The sequence below is a fragment of the Nocardia pseudobrasiliensis NBRC 108224 genome, from assembly GCF_001613105.1.
GTDB lineage: Bacteria > Actinomycetota > Actinomycetes > Mycobacteriales > Mycobacteriaceae > Nocardia > Nocardia pseudobrasiliensis.
The window spans coordinates 1-19,675 of the sequence record NZ_BDBS01000003.1; the positions used below are offsets into that span (position 1 = coordinate 1).

Annotated in this window: 26 protein-coding genes and 1 pseudogene; 15 read left to right on the plus strand and 12 right to left on the minus strand. The window is 67.8% G+C overall.

The genetic code is table 11. The features are described 5' to 3' along the window. The 3 genes and pseudogenes from NP4_RS41465 to NP4_RS04160 form a co-directional block, all read left to right on the plus strand. Nucleotides 1-271, plus strand: a pseudogene (locus NP4_RS41465) (hypothetical protein); the annotation flags it as partial. A gap of 4 nt (nt 272-275) precedes the next feature. Beyond that, on the plus strand, nt 276-962 hold the full coding sequence (locus NP4_RS04155) for a response regulator transcription factor (protein ID WP_067992139.1): 687 nt from the start codon (nt 276-278) through the stop codon (nt 960-962). Then, nucleotides 952-1,971: a sensor histidine kinase gene (locus NP4_RS04160; protein ID WP_067992142.1), complete on the plus strand. Its 1,020-nt coding sequence runs from the start codon at nt 952-954 to the stop codon at nt 1,969-1,971. The genes NP4_RS04155 and NP4_RS04160 overlap by 11 nt, the downstream gene beginning before the upstream one ends. Here the strand turns inward: NP4_RS04160 and NP4_RS04165 are convergent. Beyond that, nucleotides 1,968-3,026, minus strand: coding sequence for an NAD-dependent epimerase/dehydratase family protein (locus NP4_RS04165; protein WP_067992145.1), 1,059 nt, complete (start codon nt 3,024-3,026; stop codon nt 1,968-1,970). The two genes, NP4_RS04160 and NP4_RS04165, sit on opposite strands and share 4 nt — an antisense overlap. Before the next feature lie 171 nt (nt 3,027-3,197). Here NP4_RS04165 and NP4_RS04170 point away from each other — a divergent pair, with 171 nt between their 5' ends. Then, entirely contained in the window at nt 3,198-3,659 is a 462-nt protein-coding gene (locus tag NP4_RS04170) for an SRPBCC family protein (RefSeq protein WP_067992148.1), read from the plus strand. A 16-nt stretch (nt 3,660-3,675) separates the two neighbouring features. Here NP4_RS04170 and NP4_RS04175 read toward each other — a convergent pair whose 3' ends face one another. Further along, entirely contained in the window at nt 3,676-3,993 is a 318-nt protein-coding gene (locus NP4_RS04175; protein WP_062504463.1) for a hypothetical protein, read from the minus strand. 128 nt (nt 3,994-4,121) lie between these two features. On the opposite strand from NP4_RS04175, the gene NP4_RS04180 reads away from it, so the two are divergent. Both NP4_RS04180 and NP4_RS04185 read left to right on the plus strand, forming a co-directional pair. After that, nucleotides 4,122-4,376 carry a hypothetical protein gene (locus NP4_RS04180; protein ID WP_067992150.1) on the plus strand — a complete coding sequence of 85 codons (255 nt, stop codon included), beginning with the start codon at nt 4,122-4,124 and terminating at the stop codon, nt 4,374-4,376. A gap of 98 nt (nt 4,377-4,474) precedes the next feature. After that, nucleotides 4,475-5,122, plus strand: a complete 648-nt coding sequence (locus tag NP4_RS04185; RefSeq protein WP_067992153.1) for a response regulator — start codon at nt 4,475-4,477, stop codon at nt 5,120-5,122. Between the two features lies 1 nt (nt 5,123). Here NP4_RS04185 and NP4_RS04190 read toward each other — a convergent pair whose 3' ends face one another. Continuing rightward, nucleotides 5,124-5,873 carry a 2-phosphosulfolactate phosphatase gene (locus NP4_RS04190; protein WP_067992155.1) on the minus strand — a complete coding sequence of 250 codons (750 nt, stop codon included), beginning with the start codon at nt 5,871-5,873 and terminating at the stop codon, nt 5,124-5,126. 84 nt (nt 5,874-5,957) lie between these two features. Here NP4_RS04190 and NP4_RS04195 point away from each other — a divergent pair, with 84 nt between their 5' ends. The 4 genes from NP4_RS04195 to NP4_RS04210 all read left to right on the plus strand — a co-directional run bounded on the left by NP4_RS04195 (nt 5,958) and on the right by NP4_RS04210 (nt 8,545). Further along, on the plus strand, nt 5,958-6,440 hold the full coding sequence (locus NP4_RS04195; RefSeq protein ID WP_067992158.1) for a nuclear transport factor 2 family protein: 483 nt from the start codon (nt 5,958-5,960) through the stop codon (nt 6,438-6,440). Between the two features lie 115 nt (nt 6,441-6,555). After that, nucleotides 6,556-7,275, plus strand: a complete 720-nt coding sequence (locus NP4_RS04200; RefSeq protein ID WP_147287848.1) for a hypothetical protein — start codon at nt 6,556-6,558, stop codon at nt 7,273-7,275. Nucleotides 7,276-7,411: 136 nt separating this feature from the next. Then, a complete protein-coding gene (locus NP4_RS04205) occupies nt 7,412-7,690 on the plus strand; it encodes a hypothetical protein (protein WP_062504455.1) in 279 nt (92 codons plus the stop codon). Nucleotides 7,691-7,741: 51 nt separating this feature from the next. Then, complete coding sequence (locus NP4_RS04210) at nt 7,742-8,545, plus strand: hypothetical protein (protein ID WP_067992166.1); 804 nt, start codon at nt 7,742-7,744, stop codon at nt 8,543-8,545. A 4-nt stretch (nt 8,546-8,549) separates the two neighbouring features. Here NP4_RS04210 and NP4_RS04215 read toward each other — a convergent pair whose 3' ends face one another. Beyond that, the gene (locus NP4_RS04215) at nt 8,550-9,155 is read right to left on the minus strand and encodes a PAS and ANTAR domain-containing protein (RefSeq protein ID WP_067992170.1); all 606 of its coding nucleotides are present in this window, start codon (nt 9,153-9,155) and stop codon (nt 8,550-8,552) included. A gap of 27 nt (nt 9,156-9,182) precedes the next feature. Continuing rightward, complete coding sequence (locus NP4_RS04220; protein ID WP_114755501.1) at nt 9,183-10,154, minus strand: acyl-ACP desaturase; 972 nt, start codon at nt 10,152-10,154, stop codon at nt 9,183-9,185. A gap of 342 nt (nt 10,155-10,496) precedes the next feature. On the opposite strand from NP4_RS04220, the gene gad reads away from it, so the two are divergent. After that, nucleotides 10,497-12,074: a glutamate decarboxylase gene (gene gad, locus NP4_RS04225; protein WP_147287849.1), complete on the plus strand. Its 1,578-nt coding sequence runs from the start codon at nt 10,497-10,499 to the stop codon at nt 12,072-12,074. Nucleotides 12,075-12,087: 13 nt separating this feature from the next. On the opposite strand, the gene NP4_RS04230 is transcribed toward gad, so the two are convergent. Genes NP4_RS04230 through NP4_RS04240 form a run of 3 tightly spaced genes read right to left on the minus strand, consistent with a single transcriptional unit; the run spans nt 12,088 to nt 13,853 of the window. Then, nucleotides 12,088-12,465 carry a DUF5313 family protein gene (locus NP4_RS04230; RefSeq protein ID WP_067992175.1) on the minus strand — a complete coding sequence of 126 codons (378 nt, stop codon included), beginning with the start codon at nt 12,463-12,465 and terminating at the stop codon, nt 12,088-12,090. Then, nucleotides 12,462-12,920, minus strand: a complete 459-nt coding sequence (locus tag NP4_RS04235) for a MarR family winged helix-turn-helix transcriptional regulator (RefSeq protein ID WP_067992178.1) — start codon at nt 12,918-12,920, stop codon at nt 12,462-12,464. The genes NP4_RS04230 and NP4_RS04235 overlap by 4 nt, the downstream gene beginning before the upstream one ends. A 57-nt stretch (nt 12,921-12,977) precedes the next feature. Next, the gene (locus NP4_RS04240) at nt 12,978-13,853 is read right to left on the minus strand and encodes a 1-acyl-sn-glycerol-3-phosphate acyltransferase (protein ID WP_067992180.1); all 876 of its coding nucleotides are present in this window, start codon (nt 13,851-13,853) and stop codon (nt 12,978-12,980) included. 91 nt (nt 13,854-13,944) lie between these two features. On the opposite strand from NP4_RS04240, the gene NP4_RS40625 reads away from it, so the two are divergent. Together NP4_RS40625 and NP4_RS04245 are read left to right on the plus strand one after the other, a co-directional pair. Further along, nucleotides 13,945-14,097 (plus strand): hypothetical protein, encoded by a 153-nt coding sequence (locus NP4_RS40625; RefSeq protein WP_156524879.1) that lies wholly within the window; start codon nt 13,945-13,947, stop codon nt 14,095-14,097. 151 nt (nt 14,098-14,248) lie between these two features. Then, complete coding sequence (locus tag NP4_RS04245; protein ID WP_067992183.1) at nt 14,249-14,710, plus strand: hypothetical protein; 462 nt, start codon at nt 14,249-14,251, stop codon at nt 14,708-14,710. A gap of 3 nt (nt 14,711-14,713) precedes the next feature. Here the strand turns inward: NP4_RS04245 and NP4_RS04250 are convergent, their stop codons facing one another. Then, nucleotides 14,714-15,835, minus strand: coding sequence for an alpha/beta hydrolase family protein (locus NP4_RS04250; RefSeq protein ID WP_169813649.1), 1,122 nt, complete (start codon nt 15,833-15,835; stop codon nt 14,714-14,716). Between the two features lie 29 nt (nt 15,836-15,864). Continuing rightward, nucleotides 15,865-16,797, minus strand: coding sequence for an LLM class flavin-dependent oxidoreductase (locus NP4_RS04255; protein ID WP_067992189.1), 933 nt, complete (start codon nt 16,795-16,797; stop codon nt 15,865-15,867). A 75-nt stretch (nt 16,798-16,872) separates the two neighbouring features. Here NP4_RS04255 and NP4_RS04260 point away from each other — a divergent pair, with 75 nt between their 5' ends. Beyond that, on the plus strand, nt 16,873-17,457 hold the full coding sequence (locus NP4_RS04260; protein ID WP_067992192.1) for an NUDIX domain-containing protein: 585 nt from the start codon (nt 16,873-16,875) through the stop codon (nt 17,455-17,457). On the opposite strand, the gene NP4_RS04265 is transcribed toward NP4_RS04260, so the two are convergent. After that, on the minus strand, nt 17,405-18,316 hold the full coding sequence (locus NP4_RS04265) for a LysR family transcriptional regulator (protein WP_067992195.1): 912 nt from the start codon (nt 18,314-18,316) through the stop codon (nt 17,405-17,407). The two genes, NP4_RS04260 and NP4_RS04265, sit on opposite strands and share 53 nt — an antisense overlap. A gap of 61 nt (nt 18,317-18,377) precedes the next feature. Here NP4_RS04265 and NP4_RS04270 point away from each other — a divergent pair, with 61 nt between their 5' ends. Beyond that, nucleotides 18,378-19,001, plus strand: a complete 624-nt coding sequence (locus NP4_RS04270) for a flavodoxin family protein (protein ID WP_245997121.1) — start codon at nt 18,378-18,380, stop codon at nt 18,999-19,001. Here NP4_RS04270 and NP4_RS04275 read toward each other — a convergent pair. Next, nucleotides 18,967-19,617 (minus strand): hypothetical protein, encoded by a 651-nt coding sequence (locus tag NP4_RS04275; RefSeq protein ID WP_067992198.1) that lies wholly within the window; start codon nt 19,615-19,617, stop codon nt 18,967-18,969. The genes NP4_RS04270 and NP4_RS04275 overlap by 35 nt on opposite strands. Nucleotides 19,618-19,675: the final 58 nt, after the last annotated feature.

Here is a 19,675-nt window from a genome sequence, read left to right on the forward strand (position 1 = left end):
GGCGGGTCTGCCCGCGCTGCGCCGGGGTTGGCGGCCGTGGGTCGCGGGCCTGGATCCGGCGGCCGTCCTGGCCGCGGCCGGTGTGGCGGCGATCCTGGCGGCGGATCTGAGCGGACTCAGCAAGGCCGAAACCGAACGGATCTGGTTACCGTTCGATGTATGGGTGCTCGCGGGCACGGCCCTGCTGCCCGGCCGAGGGGCCAGGTTCTGGCTCACGGTTCAGGCCGCGACCGCCCTACTGCTCAACCATATTGTCCTGACGAACTGGTGACACGATGCGCATTCTGGTAGCCGACGACGATCCCGTGGTCCGGGAGGTGGTCCGGCGCTATCTCGAACGCGACGGGCTCACGGTGATCGAGACCGCCGACGGTCCCGCCACGGCGGCGGTGTTGGCGCGCAACGATATCGACCTCGCGATACTGGATGTGATGATGCCCGCCCCCGACGGTGTCGAGCTGTGCCGCCGGGTCCGCTCGGGCCCGCGCCCCGACACCCCGATCATCCTGCTCACCGCGCTCGGCGAGGAGGACGACCGGATCATCGGCCTGCAGGCGGGCGCGGACGACTACGTCACCAAACCGTTCAGCCCCCGCGAACTGACGCTGCGCGTCGCCTCGGTGCTGCGCCGCGCCCATCCCGCCGCCACCGGCGACGAGGTATTGCGCAGCGGCGCAATCGAATTGCGCCGCTCGGCGCGCACAGTCCAGATCGACGGCGCGCCCGTCGATCTCACCGCCCGCGAATTCGACCTGCTGGCCTTCCTGCTCGGCCATCAGCAGCGCGTCTACAGCCGCGAGGAACTGCTCGCCCAGGTGTGGGGCTGGACCTTCGGCGATCTGTCCACGGTGACCGTGCACATCAAACGCCTGCGCGCCAAACTCGGCGACGCCCACCGCATAGATACCGTCTGGGGACGCGGATATGCCTGGGGCAGAATCGATTCCGACGATGCCCGCTGACACCCTCGGCCTGATCGGCTACGCACTCGCCGGATCGCTGCCCGTGGTCGGCCTCGGCGCACTGCTGCTGCGCTGGCTGCGCAATCGCTCGGTCACCACGAGTATGGCCGCGCTGGTGCTGATTCCGGCGCTGGCCACCCTCACCGGCGTGATCGCCGTCAGCGGACTGATGTTCACCGACGAACTCGAGCGCACCGCCGTGGTACTCGGCGTGGTCACCGCGGTGACGGTTCCGGCCGCCGTACTGCTCGGCCGCGCCCAGGCCCGCACCATGGTGTGGGAGAAGCAGATGCTCGAACGGGAGCGCGCGGCCGAACGCTCCCGCCGCGAGTTGATCGCCTGGGTCAGCCACGATCTGCGCACCCCGCTCGCGGGTATCCGGGCCATGGGCGAGGCGCTGGCCGACGGCGTGGTCGATCAGCCCGGCGATGTGGCCCGCTACGGCCACACCATCGTTCGCGAGACCCATCGGCTCACCGCCATGGTCGACGATCTGTTCGAGATGTCGAAGATCAATGCCGGGGCGCTGAACCTGTCACTGGAGACCCTGGATCTGCGCGAACTCGTCGACGAGGTGGTCACCGCCAATACCCCCACCGCCGCACGCGCCGAAATCGCCCTCACCGCAAGCCAACCCGGCCGCAAGATCCCGGTGGCCGCCAGCGATCGGGCGCTGAGCCGGGTGTTCACCAATCTGATCGCCAATGCCATCGCCCACACCCCGGCGGGCGGGCGCATCGACGTATCGGTCGGCAGCGAGGGCCGTCACGCCTGGGTTCGGGTCGAGGACACCGGGCCCGGCATCGCCGCGGTCGATCTGCCCCGCATTTTCGAGGCCGGATATCGCGGCAGCACCGCGCGCACCCCGACCGCCGACGATCTGGGCAGCAGCAGCGGGATGGGCCTGGCGATCGCGGCCGGACTGGTACAGGCCCACGGCGGCACGATCAGCGCCGAATCCCCGGGCACGGGTGCGCGTTTCGAGGTGCGCCTGCCGCTGCTGGCCTAGCGCCATCGCGGCGCACCGGCCCCGGATACCGAACGCAGTGGGGCCCGGGCGAATTCGACCAGGCCGTACTCGGGCCGGACGGCCGCGCGAAATCCCAGTTCCCGACGCGCTCGCTCGGGCGAGGCGACGATATGGCGCACATCGCCCGCCCGGAACTCCCCCGTCACCACCGGCTGCTTCCCCTCGCTCGCCGCCGCCAGCACGGCCGCGACCTCGGCGATCGTAATGGGTTGTCCCGAGGCGATATTGAGCGCGGTGAACGACGACAGCGGGCCCTCGAGCGCCGCCACATTCGCCGCCGCGATATCGCGCACGTGCACGAAGTCGCGCGCCTGACAACCGTCCTCGAACACCCGCGGCGCCTCGCCGCGTTCGAGCGCCGAGCGGAAGATGGCCGCCACCCCGGAATACGGTGTATCCCTGGGCATTCCGTCACCGTAGACATTGTGGTAGCGCAGCGCCGTCACCGTCGATCCGGTGATCGTGGCCCACGCGGCGGCGAAATGCTCCTGCGCGAGTTTGCTCGCCGCGTACAGGCTGCGCGGGCGCAGCGGAGCCGATTCGTCCACCGGCGCCCAGTCCAGGAGTCCGCCGTCATCGCCGCGATGGTCGAAGACCCCGCGCTCCAGGTCTTCTCGCCGTCGCGGCGCGGGCTCGACCTCAGCGCCCAGCGCGTCGACGTACCGTCCCTCGCCGTACACCACCATCGAAGAGGCCAGCACCAGATGTTTACACCGCGCCCGATCCATGGCCGCCAGCAATACCGCGGTGCCCAGATCGTTGTGGCTGGCGTAGGCGGGCGCGTCCTGCGCGTTGACCCCCGCACCCACCACCGCGGCCTGATGGCACACCGCGTCCACCCCGCGCAGACAGTCGTCGAGGGCGTCGGGATCGCGCACGTCGACCCGCTCGATATCCGGCGGCGGCGCGGCCTTCGCACCGTGGGCCGCCGCGAGCATGAGGTCGATCGCGACCACCTCGTGCCCGGCCGCGCGCAACGCGGTACGGATATGGGATCCGATGAATCCGGCCGCGCCGGTGAGCAGTACCCGCATCATCGGACCATTCTCACCGCCGCGCGGCCGTGCGCGAGCCCCGGACACGGTGTGTCCCGGCAAATGTCAGCGTTCGGTCACATCGTTTGTCCGCAATGCACTCGGGTAGCCGCCCACTGTGCCGCAATTCCGACGACACCCGGCCACCGCCGGAGAAAGTGAGCACCACCCATGAGCACCGTAACCGCCTCGACCGAGGTGAACGTCCCGATTCACACCGCCTACAACCAGTGGACCCAATTCGAATCGTTCCCGAAGTTCATGGAGGGTGTGGAGCGTATCGATCAGATCGACGACACCCACACCCACTGGAAGGTCAAATTCGGCCCGGTGGAACGCGAATTCGACGCCACCATCACCGAACAGCATCCCGACGAGCGCGTGGCCTGGCGCTCCGATGCCGGTCCCGAGCACGCGGGCGTGGTCACCTTCCACCGCATCGATGACACCACCACCCGCGTGATCACCCAGATGGACGTCGACCCCGAGGGTTTCGTCGAGAATGTCGGCGACAAACTGGGCCTGCTGGATCGCCGAGTCAAGGGCGATCTGAAGCGCTTCAAGGAATTCGTCGAGGAGCACGGCCGGGAAACCGGCGCGTGGCGCGGGGAGGTCCCGCGTCCCGGCGTCTGATCCCCCGGCCGATCCCCTACTTGGGAACCAGAATTCCGGTCAGATCCGCATTGCGGATCTGGGTATCGGGATTGGCCTGGGCCTTGCACATGAGCTGAATCGCGGTGACCGACCGGTCGACGGTCTGGTCATCGGGATTCTTGCTCTTGTTGTCCTGTTCCAGATATTTGCGCACGGTCACATGCTGTTTGTCGTTGTCCTGCGCAACGAATTCACTGCACGGCGTATCGCCGCCCTTGTTCACCGCCTCCTTGGCCTGTTCGCAGCCGGCGGTGGACAGGGCGACCAGCGCGGCAGCGGCCGCGCAGCACCACAGGGGTAGTCGAGTGATCATGACGCCGACATACCCGCCGGATCGGCGGCCAATCGCGGACGATTACGGCGTCTGCCTCGGGGTAGAGCCAGGGTACCGGCGGCTACCGGCCGCGTTGTCGACCATCGACGAAGTAGGAGAGAGCCGAGATGGCGGATCGGAAGAATCCTGGGCAATTCGGCAACCGTGCGGACACCAAGGAACAGGCCCGCAAGGGCGGCTTGGCCAGCAGTGGAAGTTTCGGCGGCGCCAATTCCGCCGACCCGCGGGCGGCGGGCCGCAAGGGCGCCAAGGCCCAGCCGACCGAGGCGAAGGCCAAGGGCGGCAGGCACAGTCACCGCGTGAGCCGTCACGCGACGTCCGGCGAGGAGGTGGCCGCGGAACAGCCCGCTCCGCGGGAGTGAGAGCGGCAGGGCCGGTCGAAGGGACTTAGGTCCATATCCAGGCACATCCGGGTCACCTATCGTGATCTCGAACCCCTGCTACGGATTGGACGTCAGCCATGATCACCGTGTTCCTGGTCGACGACCACGAGATCGTCCGGCGTGGTCTGATCGATCTGCTGGAGGCCGATCCGGAGTTGTCCGTGATCGGCGAGGCCGGCGATGTCGCCCAGGCGCTGGCCCGAATCCCGGCCCTGCACCCGAATGTGGCGGTGCTGGATGTGCGGCTACCCGACGGCAACGGCATCGAGCTGTGCCGCGAATTGCTCTCGCGCCTGGACGATCTGCGCTCTCTGATCCTCACCTCGTTCACCGACGAGCAGGCCATGCTCGACGCGATCCTGGCCGGGGCCAGCGGCTATGTGGTCAAGGACATCAAGGGGATGGAGCTGGCCGAGGCGATCAAGGCCGTCGGCTCGGGCCGTTCGCTGCTGGACAATCGGGCCGCGGCGGCGCTGATGGACCGGCTGCGTCGCAGCACCCGGCCCGACGGTCCGCTGGCCGCCCTCACCGATCAGGAACGCACCCTGCTCGATCTGCTCGGTGAGGGGCTCACCAATCGGCAGATCGCCGAGCGCATGTTCCTCGCGGAGAAGACAGTCAAGAACTACGTCTCCCGGCTGCTGGCCAAACTCGGTATGGAGCGGCGCACCCAGGCCGCGGTCTACGCCTCGAAACTGCGCGGCGGGCAACACTATTCGGACTGATTCAGTCGGTGTAGATCCCGTCGACCAGCCGCGGCACGGCGGTGCTGACATCGACCTCGGACGCGAGCGCGACATCGGCGGCCATACCCATGCCGATGAGCTCGCGCCCGGACACCGCCTCGGTCAGCAGCGCCGGGATGTGGTCGGCGGCGGCTCGAAATGCCATGGCCGCCAACCGCGTTTCCGATGACGCGTCATCGCGGCGATCCAGTAGCGCGGCGGCGATCGCCCCCGCGCCGAGATAGTCCTCGATACCGGGGCGCATCGGTCCCTCGACCACGCCCCACCGCTCCCCCGCCGCGATCACTCCGATCGGACGGTCTCCCGCGGCCTCCGCCGCCGCCCGCGCCACCGCATCGGCATTGCGCAGCGATCCGGCGAACACCGCCGGACCCAGATCGGCGGCCAGGGCCGACAGGGTCGCGCCATTGGGCGAGGGCAGCGCGAGCAGCGTCCCCGCGGGCAGGTCCAGCAGCGAGGCCGGACTCAGCGACCACCCCGGCTCGCCCTTGGCCGCGGCCGCGACCGCACCCGCCCGCTCGGCCGCCTCCTCGACGCGCGAATCGGCGCGCCGCCAGGGCAGCGGAAGCACCCGGGCACCGCGTCCGATCGCGATGTCCACCGACGTCGAGAACGACAACACATCGATGATGATCACGGCCCCGCAGTGCGGTGCCAGCGCGGCCAGCCCTTCGCGGCCCCATTCCAGACGGATCGAAAACCCGTGCTGATCCGTTGGCGGAATTGTCACAGCGCTCAACGCTATCAATCGATCTACTGTTGAGGTAACTGGCGAGTAATGAGGTGGTAATCGCAGCATTCGAGGAGCCGCGCAATGGACATCCCCACTGCTTTCACCGTGCAGGATCTGACCACCACCGGGCATGCCTCGGAGTTGCTGGCCAGATATCTGACCATGCTCACCGACGATGCCGTGATCGAACTGCACGGCCTGCCCGCCGACCTGCCGACCCGACTGACCGGACGCGCGGAGATCGAGACCGCCGTCGCGCGCCTGGCCGATCTGGATCTGCGCGTCACCGAACTCGCCGCCGCCGAACCACTGCTGGATCCGGCCACCTGGCTGGTATTCGCCCGCGGCGAGCTGATCTCCCGGTCCACGGGTGCGCATCACCGCCAGGGCTATGTCTTCGCACTGCGCCTGCGCGGCAATCTCATCAGCCACTGCGCCTGCTATCGCGATCCGCTCGCCGACGCCCCGGCCGATGCCACCCGCCGCCGCGGCCTGCTCGCGCCGCTGGGCGGTATCGGCCTGCGCCGACGTCGCCGCGGCCAGGCGCCCACCGATCGGCTGTGACGACTGTCTCGCCGCGCCGACTCCACTACCACGACCGCCGCGCCGATGCCGATAGATTCGTAGGGATCGTTATATCGATGAGTCGAAGAAAGCGGGTGCGATGCACTGGGACCAGATGACCGCCACGCCCGATGACCTACGCAAACGCGCCACCCGGCTGCGTCGCGGGGTCGGGCAGCTCGGAGTGCTGGAGGCGATCATCGATGGGGCCTACGGGCCGTGGCTGGGCGCGATGGACGCCGACGGGCGCGGCACCGCCGAGCTGCGGATGCATCTGGCCGGGCAGTATCGGATCACCGCGGTGGTCACCAGCGCGGGCAAGCTCAACCTGGTCCAACTCGCCGATCCGAACATCGAGAAGGTGCTGTCGAACAAACCCGCGCTGCGCCGCGGCTGGTCCGACGACGAGCCGATGCCCAAACAGCCCGACTGGATCGAATACGTCGTCAGCTGGGTCGAGAACGCCAGCAGCCATGTCGACCGCCGCGCGGTCATCGCCTGGCGTCTCGACGGCGCCGACCGCCGCCTGGCCGCGATGGACGACACCATCGAGAGCTTGCGCGCGAGCCTGCACGAACGCGAGCAGCTGCGCGCGGTCCTGGCCGCCGAAATCACCGAACTGCGCGGCGAACTCGACGCCCTCCCCGCCAACGAACCACCCGCCGAGGATCCGGTGACCTTGATCACCGTCCCCACCGACAGCGCCCCCACGACGCCCGAACCCGTCGTCGAGCTCCCACCGGATCCGCAACCGGCGAATCCGTTGCCCGACAACGCCTCCACCGATGCGGTGAATCAGACCGCATTCCTGGAAACGACGCAGGTCATCCTCTAGGCCCACGCCGCTGGTCGCGTGACCGCTCGGCGGATTCCCGACGCCTCTCACCCAAGATTGGCATCGAATCCCGCTCCGGCACTAGCATTTTCATGTCCGGTACCGAGCAGCTTCACGACAGCGAAAGAGCCCCATCATGATTCTCGCGGCCCTGCACGACACCGTTCTCGCCCAGCTCGGCAACCCGACTCCGGAGACGCCGCCCGTCGCCGACAAGCTCATGAAGCTGGTCCGCTACTTCACCTGGTTCGTCCTGCTGTCGGGCGTACTCGGGATCGTCTATGCCGGTGGCCGATTCGCCTGGGACAAGTGGACCGGCGGCGGCTCCCAGGCGCCGCGCATGGTCGCGGGCGCCATGATCGGCGGTATCGTCGCCACCAGTGCGGGCACAATCATGAACGCCGTGATCGGCTGAACATCCGATGATCCGCTCCCACGGTTGCCCGCCCCGGGCCACAATCGAGATGTGCCGATAGACGGATCCGCCGCCGACTATTCCTGGGAGTTGCGCCACGACGACCGCGTCGTGGAATCCGGCGCCCTGTCCTGGGAAGACGCCCATCCCTGGACGGGCAAGGCCGCCACCGATGTCTACGAGATGAGCAGCGAGCTGTTCGACCTGGCCTGCTCGACCGCGCTGGAGGATTGCCGCGACGCGGTGGTGGACGCGCGAATGGAGGGTCGCCCCGATCCGGTCCCCATCGATCGGCTCGCGGTGATCCTGCGCGACGCCGACGGCGGGGAGCTGATCGCCATGACCGCCAAGCTGATCCACCTGCCGATCACCGACGCATATGTCGAGGAGCAGATCGCCCTGCTGCGCGCGACCGAGGAGGAGGACCGCCGACTGGCCCTGGCGCGTCAGCAGAACCTCGAACAGCCGCATCTGTCGGCGCTGCTGAATTACCCACTGGAGCCGCCCCTTCCGCCGCTCGAGCCGCCCGAACCGCCGCCCGCGCCCGATCCGCAGAGCCAGCGCGTCGACGATCTCGAACGCGCCGCCGAGGATCTGCGCGAAAGTGCCGTCGATCCGGATCACTGCCGCCGCAAGCTGTTCGAGGCCGAACATCGCCTCGCAGACGCCGAACAGCAGCAGCGCCAACTCATCCACCTGGGCGACGAGATCGCCCTCGAGGCCGCCGCGGGCCATGTCACCCGCTGCGCCGAACAGGTGAGCTTCTGGCACGACCGCTCATCCGAGGTCACCGAAATCTATTTGCGCGCCGCCGCACTCGACGCCGAGGCCAATCGGCTGCGCCGATCGAACTGACCGGTCAGTGCACGGTCATCAGGATGTGGTCGAAGGCCGCGATGGTCGCCGGCGAGGGCGGCGGCACCAGCGGTAGTTCGGCGATCAGCCGCTCCGACAGGTCGCGCAGCGACAGATTCGTTGCCTGCGAACGCCAGACGAGTACCTTGCACGCCTGTTCGGCGCTGATGCCGTACATGCGCATGAGTATGCCCTTGGCCTGCTCGACCACCGCTCGCGCCGCGAACGGCCGCGGCAGCTCCGCGTCCAGGGCCGCCCGCTCGTCGTCTCCGAGCACACCGCCCAGATCGATATAGAAGCCGGAAGTGCCCACCGCCGCGCCGTTCTCGTCGCGGATCCGATCGGCGACGACCATGACATCGTGTTCGACGCCCGCGGTGTCGAGGAACCGATGCCTGCTGGAAAACGGCTCGCCCAGATCGACCGAGCGATCGATGGCCTCGGCCACACCCCGGCGATCGTCGGGATGTTTGTGCGCCAGAATCAGTTCGGTGCTCGGCTCCACCTCACCCGGCCGATAGCCGTGCATGCGATAGACCTCCGCCGACCACTCCCACCGGCGGGTGGCGAACCAGAACCGGAAACTACCGACCGCAACGGATTCCGACACGACTCCAGTATCCCCGCAAACGCGCGCCTAGGAGGTCCGGTCGATTCCCCGTGCCCGATCGCGGGCCAGCGACCGGTCGCGCTGTTCCTCGAAACGCGGAATGTCCACGGTGCGCAACCGATCCAGAAAGGCGGCCAGCCGCTCCCGCGCCCGATCGCCACGCGGACCGAAGTCGGTGCGGGAGAAGATGTTCCACTGCCGCAGCACCGGATCGAGCACCTCCTCGCAGTGCTGGCGCAGATCGTAGACGCCGTATTTGGCCATCAGCACGCCATTGCGGCGAAAGTCGGGCATCCCCGCGCCGGGCATGCGGAAGTTCTCGACGATGGTGTCGATCGCGGCCATCGCCTGATCGGGCACCAGCTCCAGCGCGGCCTCGCACATGGATCGATAGAAGATCATGTGCAGGTTCTCGTCGAGCGCGACGCGCTGCAGCATCCGATCGGCCACCGGATCCCCGCACACCCGCGCGGTATTGCGATGGCTGATACGAGTGGCCAGTTCCTGAAAGCTCACGTACGCAACCGAATACAGGAAACCCGCCTCCTCCCCCGGCAGCTGGTCCAGCGGCGCGGCGAAGCCGTTGGTCATATGGGTCATGCGAGCCCGCTCGAGGGCGACCGGATCCACCCCGCGGGTCACCACCAGATAGTCGCGCAGCACCGTGCTGTGGCGCATCTCCTCGGCCGTCCACCGGCCCACCCAGCTGCCCCACGCGCCGTCGCGGGAGAAGTTCTCGGCGATCTCGCGGTGATACGAGGGCAGATTGTCCTCGGTGAGCAGGTTGGTGACCAGCGCCGCCTTGGCGACCTCGCTGAGCGAGGACTGCCCCGGCTCGAAGTCCACGCCGCCCAGCATCGCGAAATCACGCCCCCGGTCCCACGGTACGTAATCGTGGGGATGCCAGTCCCTGGCCATCGATAGATGGCGGTTGAGGGCGTCCTCGGCCACAGATTCGAGCTCGGTCAGGATTTCGCGCTGGGTCAGTTCGCGTACCAACGTCGTTGTCCGCCTTTCGGTCCGGGAGTTCATACCGCGCTGTCTCGACCATCCGACCACCGCGTCGATCCCCCTCGACAGAGGCGAAAGTCCTCTCCGCCGAGACCGGTGGACCCGGCGGTTTGTTATAAAGGACTTCAGCGGGCTCGCGACTCGGTGACGAGGAGGCAATCCGGTGGGTGACGGCGGTTCGGCCAGATTGTCCAGCCGGATCGTCTTCGGCTCGTCGAACAGCACGCCCAGCACGCCGCGACCCTGCGGCAGATCGCCGATCCGCGCGCGCAGGTGTCGTCGAGTTCCGATCACCCCGCCTCGGTCGGCTTCCCGCCGAATCATCCGCCCATGCGCACCTTTCTCGGCGCGCCGATCCGCATTCGCGACGAGGTGTTCGGGAATCTGTATCCGACCGAGAAATTCGGTAGCCGGGGCTTCACCCAGGACGACGAGGCGATCGTGCAGGCGCTCGCCGCCGCGGCCGGGGTCGCGATCGATAACGCGCTGGACCGTCCCGCTGCCCTGACCGATTCGCCCCACCCGGAGGTTGCCGTCATGTCCGACGAGATTGCCGTGAATCCGATCTTCACTCGGGAACCGATGTCGATTCCGCGCAATCGGCTGCCCGACGGGGATCTGGATCCCGATACCGCCTATCAGATCGTCCACGACGAATTACTGCTCGACGGCAATGCCCGGCTCAATCTCGCGACGTTCGTGACCACCTGGATGGAACCGCGGGCGCGGGTGCTCATGGCCGAATGCTCCGACAAGAACATGATCGACAAGGACGAATATCCGCGCACCGCCGAACTCGAACAGCGCTGCGTGCGCATCCTCGCCGATCTGTGGCATGCCGCCGATCCCGATCACACCATCGGCTGTTCGACCACCGGCTCGAGCGAGGCGTGCATGCTGGCGGGCCTGGCGTTGAAACGACGCTGGCAGCATCGACGCCGCGCCGCCGGAGAGCCGACCGATCGGCCGAATCTGGTGATGGGCATCAATGTTCAGGTGTGCTGGGAGAAATTCGCCAACTACTGGGACGTCGAGGCGCGGCTGGTGCCCATGTCCGGCGACCGCTTCCACCTCACCGCCGAGGAGGCGGTGAAATACTGCGACGAGAACACCATCGGCGTGGTCGCGATCCTCGGCTCCACCTTCGACGGCAGCTACGAACCGGTCGCCGAGATCTGCGCCGCGCTCGACGAGCTGCGGGAGCGGCGGGGCTGGGATATCCCGGTCCATGTCGACGGCGCGTCCGGGGCGATGATCGCGCCGTTCTGCGATCCGGAACTGGTGTGGGATTTCCGATTACCGCGCGTGGCCTCGATCAACACCTCGGGGCACAAGTACGGGCTGGTGTATCCCGGTGTGGGCTGGGTGGTCTGGCGCGATGCCGAGGCGTTGCCGGAGGATCTGGTGTTCCGGGTGAACTATCTCGGCGGCCAGATGCCGACCTTCGCGCTCAACTTCTCCCGCCCGGGAGCCCAAGTCATCGCCCAGTACTTCACCTTTCTCCGCCTGGGCCGCAGGGGATTCGAACGGACCCAGCGCTACTGCCGCGAGGTCGCCTCCGATCTGGCCGACCGCATCGCGAAACTGGGCCCGTTCCGGCTGCTCACCGACGGACGGCAACTGCCGGTGTTCGCGTTCACCCTCGCCGAGACCGAAACGGGCTATTCGGTATTCGACGTCTCGGCCGCGCTGCGCGAACAGGGTTGGCTGGTGCCCGCCTACACCTTCCCCGCCGACCGCGAGGATCTGGCGGTGCTGCGCGTCGTGGTCCGCAACGGCTTCACCCACGATCTGGCCGATCTGCTGATCGAGGCGTTCGAGCGCGCGATCCCGCGACTGCGCGCCCAGGACCGGCCGCTGCGCGGACCGGAATCCGGCGGGTTCGCCCACGGCACCGAATCGCACTGAGCCCGAGGCGGTTTCAGCCGCGGCCGTGGCGCAGTTCGTAGGCCTCGCGTTCGGCCGCGGCGCGGCGACGCTCGGTGACATCGGCCAGCGCGGGATCCAGCTCGTGCTTGACCAGGCGGTGGCGGCGGTAGACGTACATCAGCGCGATCGTGAAGTAGATCAGCGGAATGTAGAGCAGCGCCGCCATCGACAGCCCGATCCACAGCGGACCGGGCACCAGCAGGAACAGGCACAGCACCGGAATCATCGGCAGCAGGAACCGCAGCAGATAGCGTCGGCCCGCGCCCGGTCCGGTCAGATCCTCGAGCACCCACTCGCGCAGTTCCGGCGGCAGGGTGGCCCCGCAGATGTAGCGCAGGCGCTGAACGGGATTGGGCGTCTGTCGCGTCATCGGTTCTCCCTACTTACCGGCGCCCGCCGGGCCGCCTCGTTCACGCGGGTGAGCACCTCGCGCAACTCCTCGAGATCCGCCAGACCCACCCCGAGCGCCCGCACCACCGCCGGCGGAATCTTCTCCGCCTCCCGGCGCAACGCCCAACCGGCCGCGGTGAGGTCGATCAGCAGGGTGCGCTCATCGTGCTCGTCGCGCCGGCGGGTGATGAGCCCCGCGGCCTCGAGCCGTTTGAGCAGCGGCGACAGCGTCGGCGAATCCAGCTGAATCGCCTCGGCGATCGCCTTCACCGACATCGGCGCCTCACCCCACAGCGCGAGCATCACCAGATACTGCGGATGGGTCAACCCGAGCGGTTCCAACAGCGGCCGATAGACCGCGAGCACCGATCGGTTGGCGACCGCGAGCGCGAAACACACCTGTCGGTCCAGCCGCAACGGATCTTCGATCTCCACGCCCCAGAGCTTAACGCGCCAACAGTTAACGCACAAACTATTCGTGCGTGGGATGCGTCAACCGATGATCGGCAGGTCGGCCTCGTCGGCCAGCCGCGACAGCGTGCGCTGCATGAGGCCGGTGATGTACTCGTAGGCCCGTGACAGATCCAGTTCGGGGCCGAGTTCGGCGCGCAGATCGATCGGTTCGAGGAATTCGATGGTCACCTTGGTCGGCAGCGGCAGATGTCCGGCGAGATCGCTGATATTGAGCCCCCACGGCGCGGCCAGCGAGATCGGGAACACCTTCAGCCGCAGCATTCGATCCAGCCGCAGCAGGCGGGCCAGCCGATCCCCGCGGGTGAGGATCAGATGATTCTGGTGCGCACCGTAATTGACCATCGGCACGATCGGTACCCGCTCCTGCCACGCGAGCCGCAGGAATCCGGTGCGGCCCGCGAAGTCGATCCGATCGCCCTCCCACGCGGGCCGATGCACCTCCCAGTCGCCGCCGGGATAGACGAGAACCACCGCGCCGCTGCGCAATGCGGCCCGGGCCGAATCCGGGGTGGCCGCGATCGTGCCCCATTTGCCCAGCACCGGCCCGAGGACCGGCACGAGCATCACCAGATTGTGGGCCAATTGGTAGAACGGCCGCCGCGGCCCGAAATGCCGCGCGAATGCCAGCGCGGTCACCAGCACCTCGGGTGAGGTGTTGCCGCCGGAATGGTTACCCACCAGCAGAACCGGGCCCGAGGCCGGGATCCGGTCCAGCCCGCGCACCTCCGGGCGGAAGTACAGCCGCGCCAGCTGCCACGACGGGCCGAGCACGCGGGCGATGAACTCCGGATCGCGGTTGTCCATATCCGCCTCGGGCACCAGCTGTTTCACCTGTCCGGCGATCCAATCGACAACGGATTCGACCGGCGCGGAGGCGAACAGGGGAAGTTTCATCGGACGGCCCTCGGATTCGGCGAACTGTGCCGGAGGTCATACCCGATGCGGCACGGGCTACACGTCCGCGCGGCCCCGATACCCCGGCGTCGTGACGCCACGGCAGGTGCGCACGGTGATCACCGTGTGCTGCAACGGATTCGATACCCTCAGCCCCGCCGGAAGCGAGGCGGGCGATCGGCGCCGACGGCGCCGCCCGAACAATCCGATGAAAACTTTCTTCATCGCCTACATCCTGATGTGACTCGATAACAACGGCGAAGACGGTTGACGCGTGAACATTCCGCTACCACGCATTTCGGCTTTGCCGGTCGATAACGTTACATACGGAAGCTTTTCCGATCTACTCGAGCGCAAACGGTCGCGAGTTCCGGCTCGCGGTCCAGGATTGCGCTATGAAGATCGCCCTCGTCGGAATTCTCGCGGGACTGGGTCTGCTCACCGCGGCCCCCGCCCACGCCGCGGCCCTCACACCCGATTACGCCCAGCCGCCCAACGGCGCCGGAGTCGACCCGGGCCACAATCTCACCCCGGTCTGGTCACCGATCCAGGTCCCGGCCCTCGACGATGTCGACACCGCCTCGACCACGACGATCACCGCACATCCCTACCTCGCGCCCTGGGCGCACGAGCGGGTGCCGATCCCCGCGGGCACCGCGGTCGAACTGCGCGGCGCGGCGCGGGTGCGCATTCCCGAGGCGAACGGAAAGACCCTGGTGGTCAATCCGAACGGGCACTGCTATTTCGACGGCCCGAATGCGGTGTCGGGTGATCTCACTCCGACCGCGCTGACCCCTGTGCGAATCGACACATCGGCATTCCAGTTGACCATCGAGCCGACGCTGTATCGGCACTGACAACTAACGCAGATGAGTTCGCAGGAACGCCAGGGCGTTCGGGAGCGAGGCGACGAACGCGCCGCTGTGATCCTTACCGGGATACTGATCGACCGTGACGCGGATCCCCGGATTCATATCCTGTAGGGCGCTGGCATAGGCGTCGGTCTCGTCCGGTGGCACGTCGATATCGGCGGTGCCGTAGCCGAGGGCGATATCGGTGGTGAAACCGTTCTCGCGATATCCGGTGAGGGCGGCGATATCGGATTCGAAGGTCGGCGTCGGATCGGCCGGATCGGCGACCAGGGCCTCCGGGCGGCGGCCGCCCGCGCGGGCCACCAGATCCGAAAGGCATTGGGTGGCAGCGCTTTCCACATAGTCGCGACCGAAATCGGACAGATAGGGTGTGACCCGCTCGGGATGCAGTTCGGCCAGGGCCGCCAGGTAGTACCCGGCGTAGCCGACCTGATTGGCGGATCCGGTGGAATCGACGCGGAACATCTCCCGCAGACTGCGCGGCGGATCGGTGCGCAGCCCGGTCGCGATCACACCGCGCAGCCCCTCGGCCGCCCCGTGCCCGGCGGACAGCGCCGCCGCGCTCATCGCCGCGTGCGCGCCCTCGGACTGACCGATGACCACCCAGTCGTGCGACAGCGGAACCGGCGTCGCGCGAACCGCGGCGACCGCGTCGAGAATCGAGGCCCCCTCGACCGCGGTGTTGTAATAACTGAACTGCCCCGGCGTACCCAAACCCTGATAGTCCGGCGCGAGCACGGCATAGCCGCTGTCGAGGATGCGATTGAAATACACACTGTTGCGCTCGGACTGCGGCCGCCGCGACGGCGCACACGAATCCCCGATCCCCACGGTCCCGTGCGCCCACACCACCAGCGGCCACCCGCCCACCGGCGGCAACCCCTTCGGCAGATACAGTCCCCCCGACGCCGACGCGGGCGCACCACGCTGATCCGTTGTGGTGTAACCGATTTCGATCGCCATAGCGGCGGAAGCGAATGAATTGGCAGGATCGATCAACTCCACGCCGTTCAACGCACCCCCGGCATTCGCCGAGGGCGCCACGACCCCCACAGACAAACCGGCAGCGACCAGCACCGCCACCATACGACGACGCGACAAAACGGGCATGCCGCTCAAGGTACCGCCAACCGCCGACATCAGCGGGGAGGCAGACCGTCGAGCGTCCGCCGCACCGGGATGATCAGCTCGTCGGCCACCCAGTGGGCGACGTCGCGCGGGTAGGGGCTCGGCAGGCTCAGGACCAGGTGGGTGAAGCCTGCGGTTGCCAACTGTCGGAGGGTGTTTCGGGTGCTGTCCGGGTTGTCGTAGGTGATGACGATCTGGGCCGAGCGGGTGATCTCGCGGGGATCGCGGCCGCGGGCGATACATAGTTCGTCCAGGGTCGTGCTGTGGCGGCGCAGGGCCTCGATCGGATTGACCGGCGGGCCGATGACATTCCAGATGTCGGCGTGGTCGGCGACCAGTCCGAGGGTCGCCTGCCCGGCTCCCGCCACGAGGAACGGGGGATGCGGGCGCTGGACCGGTTTGGGGTTGCAGCGGGCGGCGCGGAGGCGGTGGTGGCGGCCGGTGTAGTCGAATACCTCCTCGGTCCAGAGGCGGCGGATGATCTCGCAGGATTCGGCGAAGTCCGCGACGGCCTCGGTCCAGGGGCGCGGTTCGATCCCATAGGCCTTGTACTCGGGTGCGACCATCGTTTCGAATCGCGGGTCACGGCGCGGGAAGCCGCCGATACCGAGGCCGAATTCCAAGCGTCCGCCGGAGATGACGTCCACGGTGGCGGCCATCTTGGCCAGCACCGCGGGGCGTCGAATCCTGTTGTTGGTCACCATCAATCCGAGTCGCAGTCGCCGCGTCTGCGCCGCGAGCGCGGCCAGCAGCGTCCAGCCCTCGTAGACCGGCCCGGCCAGCTCCGATTCCTGAATCGGCCCCGGTCCGACACGCGGCAACAGATGGTCGTAGAGCCAGGCGTGCTCGATCTCCTCGATCTCGTCGGCCTCCTGCCACACTCGGACGATATCCGCGTAATCGACATGGGCGGGAGTGGTTTTGATGCCGAAGCTCAGCCGCATGACGTCGAGATTAGAACCTGGAGCGCACTCCAGGGCAAGCATTCCTGTCGGTCCTCGCCGCTACAGTCGGCGCTCATGGGACCCGCCACCCTCGCAGTCTCCGATATCGTGCGCGGCATCGTGCCGCTGGACGGGCTGGAGCGTCATCACATCGATCAGGCGCTGGCCTGGCTCGCCGATACCGATGACATCTTCCGCCGCGTCGAACCCGCAACGCCTTCACCGCATCTGGCCGTCTACGCGGTCCTCGTCGATCCGGATCGGCGCGGGGTGTATCTGGGCAGACATCTCGAGTCCGGACTGCATCTGCCGACCGGCGGTCATGTCGAACCGGATGAGCGTCCCGGCGCGGCCGCCCGCCGCGAAACCGTCGAGGAGCTCGGCATATCCGCCGAGTTCACCGTGGTCGGCGAGCGGCCGCTGTTTCTCACCATGATCGACGTGACCGACAGCGTCGCGCATATCGACATCTCGCTGTGGTACGTCATCCGCGGCGACCGGACCCGCGACTATCCACTGGCTCCGAACGAATTCGACGGCGGCGCGTGGTGGGATATCGATCCCTACGGCCTGCCCGACACCGATCCGCATCTGGGCCGGTTTCTACTCAAACTGAGCTCTGCCCTGGAGCGGAACACATCCGCACACAACATCGAATGAATTCGCGCACCACCGCATTCGGCTCCGAGGAGCCCGGCCAGGCGATCGCGACCCGGCTGGGTCCGATCCCGCGCACCGGGCGATAGGCGATGCCCGGGCGCGGGTAGTAGCGGGCCGAGGATTCGGGGGTGAAACTCATGCCGAATCCATTGGCGATCGCGGTCAGCCATTCGTCGGTGTTGTGGGCGATGGCCCCGATCACGGCCGTCTGCGCGGGCCGTTCGTCCGCGCCGATCCAGAAATCGCGCCACGGCCCGTTCTCCGGCGGCGACGCGACGAACGGTTCGTCCCACAGCTCCTCGAATTCGAGGACCTCCCGCCCCGCGAGGCGATGCGCGGCGGGCAGTGCGAGCCAGCGCGATTCGGTGAACAGTTCGCGCACCCGATAGTCGTCCTGTCCCGGAAACGGCAGTCGCACCAGGGCCAGATCGACCTCCCCGGCCGCGAGGCCCGCGCTCGGATCGGTCCAGCCGAACTGGCGCATATCCACCCGCCACATCGGCTCCCGCTCGCGAAACGCCGCAACGATCTCGGGTGTGAATTCATTGGCGGCACTGGCCAGAAAGCCGATCCGCAACACCCGCGCGGCCCGGCTCGCACTGCCCTTGGCAGCGCGCAGCATCCGATCCCAGTCCGCCAGCAGCTCGGGCGCCTGCTCGGCCAGCACCGCACCGGGTTCGGTCAACGTCATCCCGGCCCGCGACCGCACGAACAACTCGACCTCGAGCAGCCGCTCCAACTGCCGGATCTGCTTGGTCAGCGCGGGCTGCGACAGATACAGCCGCGCCGCCGCGCGCGTCAGATGCCCCTCCTCGGCGACGGCGACGAACGCGCGCAGCAACCGCGTGTCGATATCCATTCCACAAGGTTATGAACGCAGGTATTGGACGCGACGCCCACCCCGCGGCGAGGCTCGAAGGGTGACCGACGAATACCCCGCTCCCCCACGAATCGCCATCGCCCACCACTCCGGATACGGCCACACGGCCGTCCTCGCCGAGGCCGTCGCCGCGGGCGCTCGCGACATCGACGCGGCCGCCGACGTCATCGCGGTGGACCGGATCACCGACGACGATTGGGACACACTCGATTCCGCCGACGCCATCATCTTCGGCAGCCCGACCTATATGGGCGACGTCTCGGCGGCGTTCAAGATCTTCGCCGAGGCCACCTCGTCGCGCTGTGTGCTGGGCACGTGGCGGGACAAGGTGGCCGCCGGATTCAGCAACTCCGGTGGTATGGCCGGGGACAAACTGCACACGCTGATGTCACTGGCCGTACTGGCCTCCCAGCATCACATGCACTGGGTGAACCTGGGCCTGGTCGCGGGCTGGAACAGCACCACCTCGAGTAAGGACGATCTCAACCGGCTGGCGTTCTTCCTCGGCGCGGGCGCGCAGACCGATACCGATCTACCGCCCGAGGGTGTGCACGGCTCCGATATCGCGACCTGCCGTCACCTGGGACGGCGGGTCGCGACCGTCACCACCCAGCTGGCCGCCGGGCGGCTCAGTTGTACACCGCTCCGAACGACGGAACGCTGATCGTGCCCAACTGATATTGGTAACCATCGGGATTGGCGTCGCTGACCGGCACCGGCCAGCGATGCCACAGGCTGCCGTACACCGCGGCCACGATCATGCCCGGCCCGGTATCGAGCACCCGGGTGCGGATCGTCGTATCCACCGGCACGTCATTGTGTTCCACCAGATCATCGGTGGCGCTGCGCCCATTGGACAGATTGATCCACACCACCTGCAACCGCGCCCCACCCTGATTCGGCGCGATGGTGCCCGGCCCGCCGAAGAATCCGAACCGGAATCCGTCCAGCCCGAGCGCGATTCCGGACCCGTACACCCCCGGCCCGTCGCCGCGGCCGATATCGGACTGCGCCGGAATCTGGAACGGCTGCGCGGGCAGGGCGATCGGAGCGGTCAGCGCGGTGCGACCCGCGGCGATCAACCGATCGACGGCCTGCACGGCGGCCGGATTCCCCGCCGCCGCGACGCGTAGCCGCTGCATCGCCTGCTGCCAATCCATTTGCACCGCGCCCGTTCCCGGCACATCGGCACTCGCGAAACCGGCCGGGCCGACGGTCAGAGCGGCCGCGGTCATCAGGCCCGCGGCGACACGGGCCGAACGAACACCCCACTGGTACATGACAGATCTCCTCCCGTAGAAACAACTGCTCAGCGTGCGGGACCTCGTCACGGGAGAC

What these genes read in the sequence shown, in the direction of transcription:
- NP4_RS04165 (WP_067992145.1), bottom strand. Translation starts at nt 3,026, where the DNA reads ATGCGGGTACTGCTCACCGGCGCGGCCGGATTCATCGGATCCCATATC.
- NP4_RS04260 (WP_067992192.1), top strand. Translation starts at nt 16,873, where the DNA reads ATGGGACCCGCCACCCTCGCAGTCTCCGATATCGTGCGCGGCATCGTG.
- NP4_RS04180 (WP_067992150.1), top strand. Translation starts at nt 4,122, where the DNA reads ATGGCGGATCGGAAGAATCCTGGGCAATTCGGCAACCGTGCGGACACC.
- NP4_RS04185 (WP_067992153.1), top strand. Translation starts at nt 4,475, where the DNA reads ATGATCACCGTGTTCCTGGTCGACGACCACGAGATCGTCCGGCGTGGT.
- NP4_RS04240 (WP_067992180.1), bottom strand. Translation starts at nt 13,853, where the DNA reads ATGAAACTTCCCCTGTTCGCCTCCGCGCCGGTCGAATCCGTTGTCGAT.
- NP4_RS04160 (WP_067992142.1), top strand. Translation starts at nt 952, where the DNA reads ATGCCCGCTGACACCCTCGGCCTGATCGGCTACGCACTCGCCGGATCG.
- NP4_RS04170 (WP_067992148.1), top strand. Translation starts at nt 3,198, where the DNA reads ATGAGCACCGTAACCGCCTCGACCGAGGTGAACGTCCCGATTCACACC.
- NP4_RS04195 (WP_067992158.1), top strand. Translation starts at nt 5,958, where the DNA reads ATGGACATCCCCACTGCTTTCACCGTGCAGGATCTGACCACCACCGGG.
- NP4_RS04155 (WP_067992139.1), top strand. Translation starts at nt 276, where the DNA reads ATGCGCATTCTGGTAGCCGACGACGATCCCGTGGTCCGGGAGGTGGTC.
- NP4_RS04205 (WP_062504455.1), top strand. Translation starts at nt 7,412, where the DNA reads ATGATTCTCGCGGCCCTGCACGACACCGTTCTCGCCCAGCTCGGCAAC.
- NP4_RS04245 (WP_067992183.1), top strand. Translation starts at nt 14,249, where the DNA reads ATGAAGATCGCCCTCGTCGGAATTCTCGCGGGACTGGGTCTGCTCACC.
- gad (WP_147287849.1), top strand. Translation starts at nt 10,497, where the DNA reads ATGCGCACCTTTCTCGGCGCGCCGATCCGCATTCGCGACGAGGTGTTC.
- NP4_RS04250 (WP_169813649.1), bottom strand. Translation starts at nt 15,835, where the DNA reads ATGCCCGTTTTGTCGCGTCGTCGTATGGTGGCGGTGCTGGTCGCTGCC.
- NP4_RS04275 (WP_067992198.1), bottom strand. Translation starts at nt 19,617, where the DNA reads ATGTACCAGTGGGGTGTTCGTTCGGCCCGTGTCGCCGCGGGCCTGATG.
- NP4_RS04230 (WP_067992175.1), bottom strand. Translation starts at nt 12,465, where the DNA reads ATGACGCGACAGACGCCCAATCCCGTTCAGCGCCTGCGCTACATCTGC.
- NP4_RS04175 (WP_062504463.1), bottom strand. Translation starts at nt 3,993, where the DNA reads ATGATCACTCGACTACCCCTGTGGTGCTGCGCGGCCGCTGCCGCGCTG.
- NP4_RS04200 (WP_147287848.1), top strand. Translation starts at nt 6,556, where the DNA reads ATGACCGCCACGCCCGATGACCTACGCAAACGCGCCACCCGGCTGCGT.
- NP4_RS04255 (WP_067992189.1), bottom strand. Translation starts at nt 16,797, where the DNA reads ATGCGGCTGAGCTTCGGCATCAAAACCACTCCCGCCCATGTCGATTAC.
- NP4_RS04265 (WP_067992195.1), bottom strand. Translation starts at nt 18,316, where the DNA reads ATGGATATCGACACGCGGTTGCTGCGCGCGTTCGTCGCCGTCGCCGAG.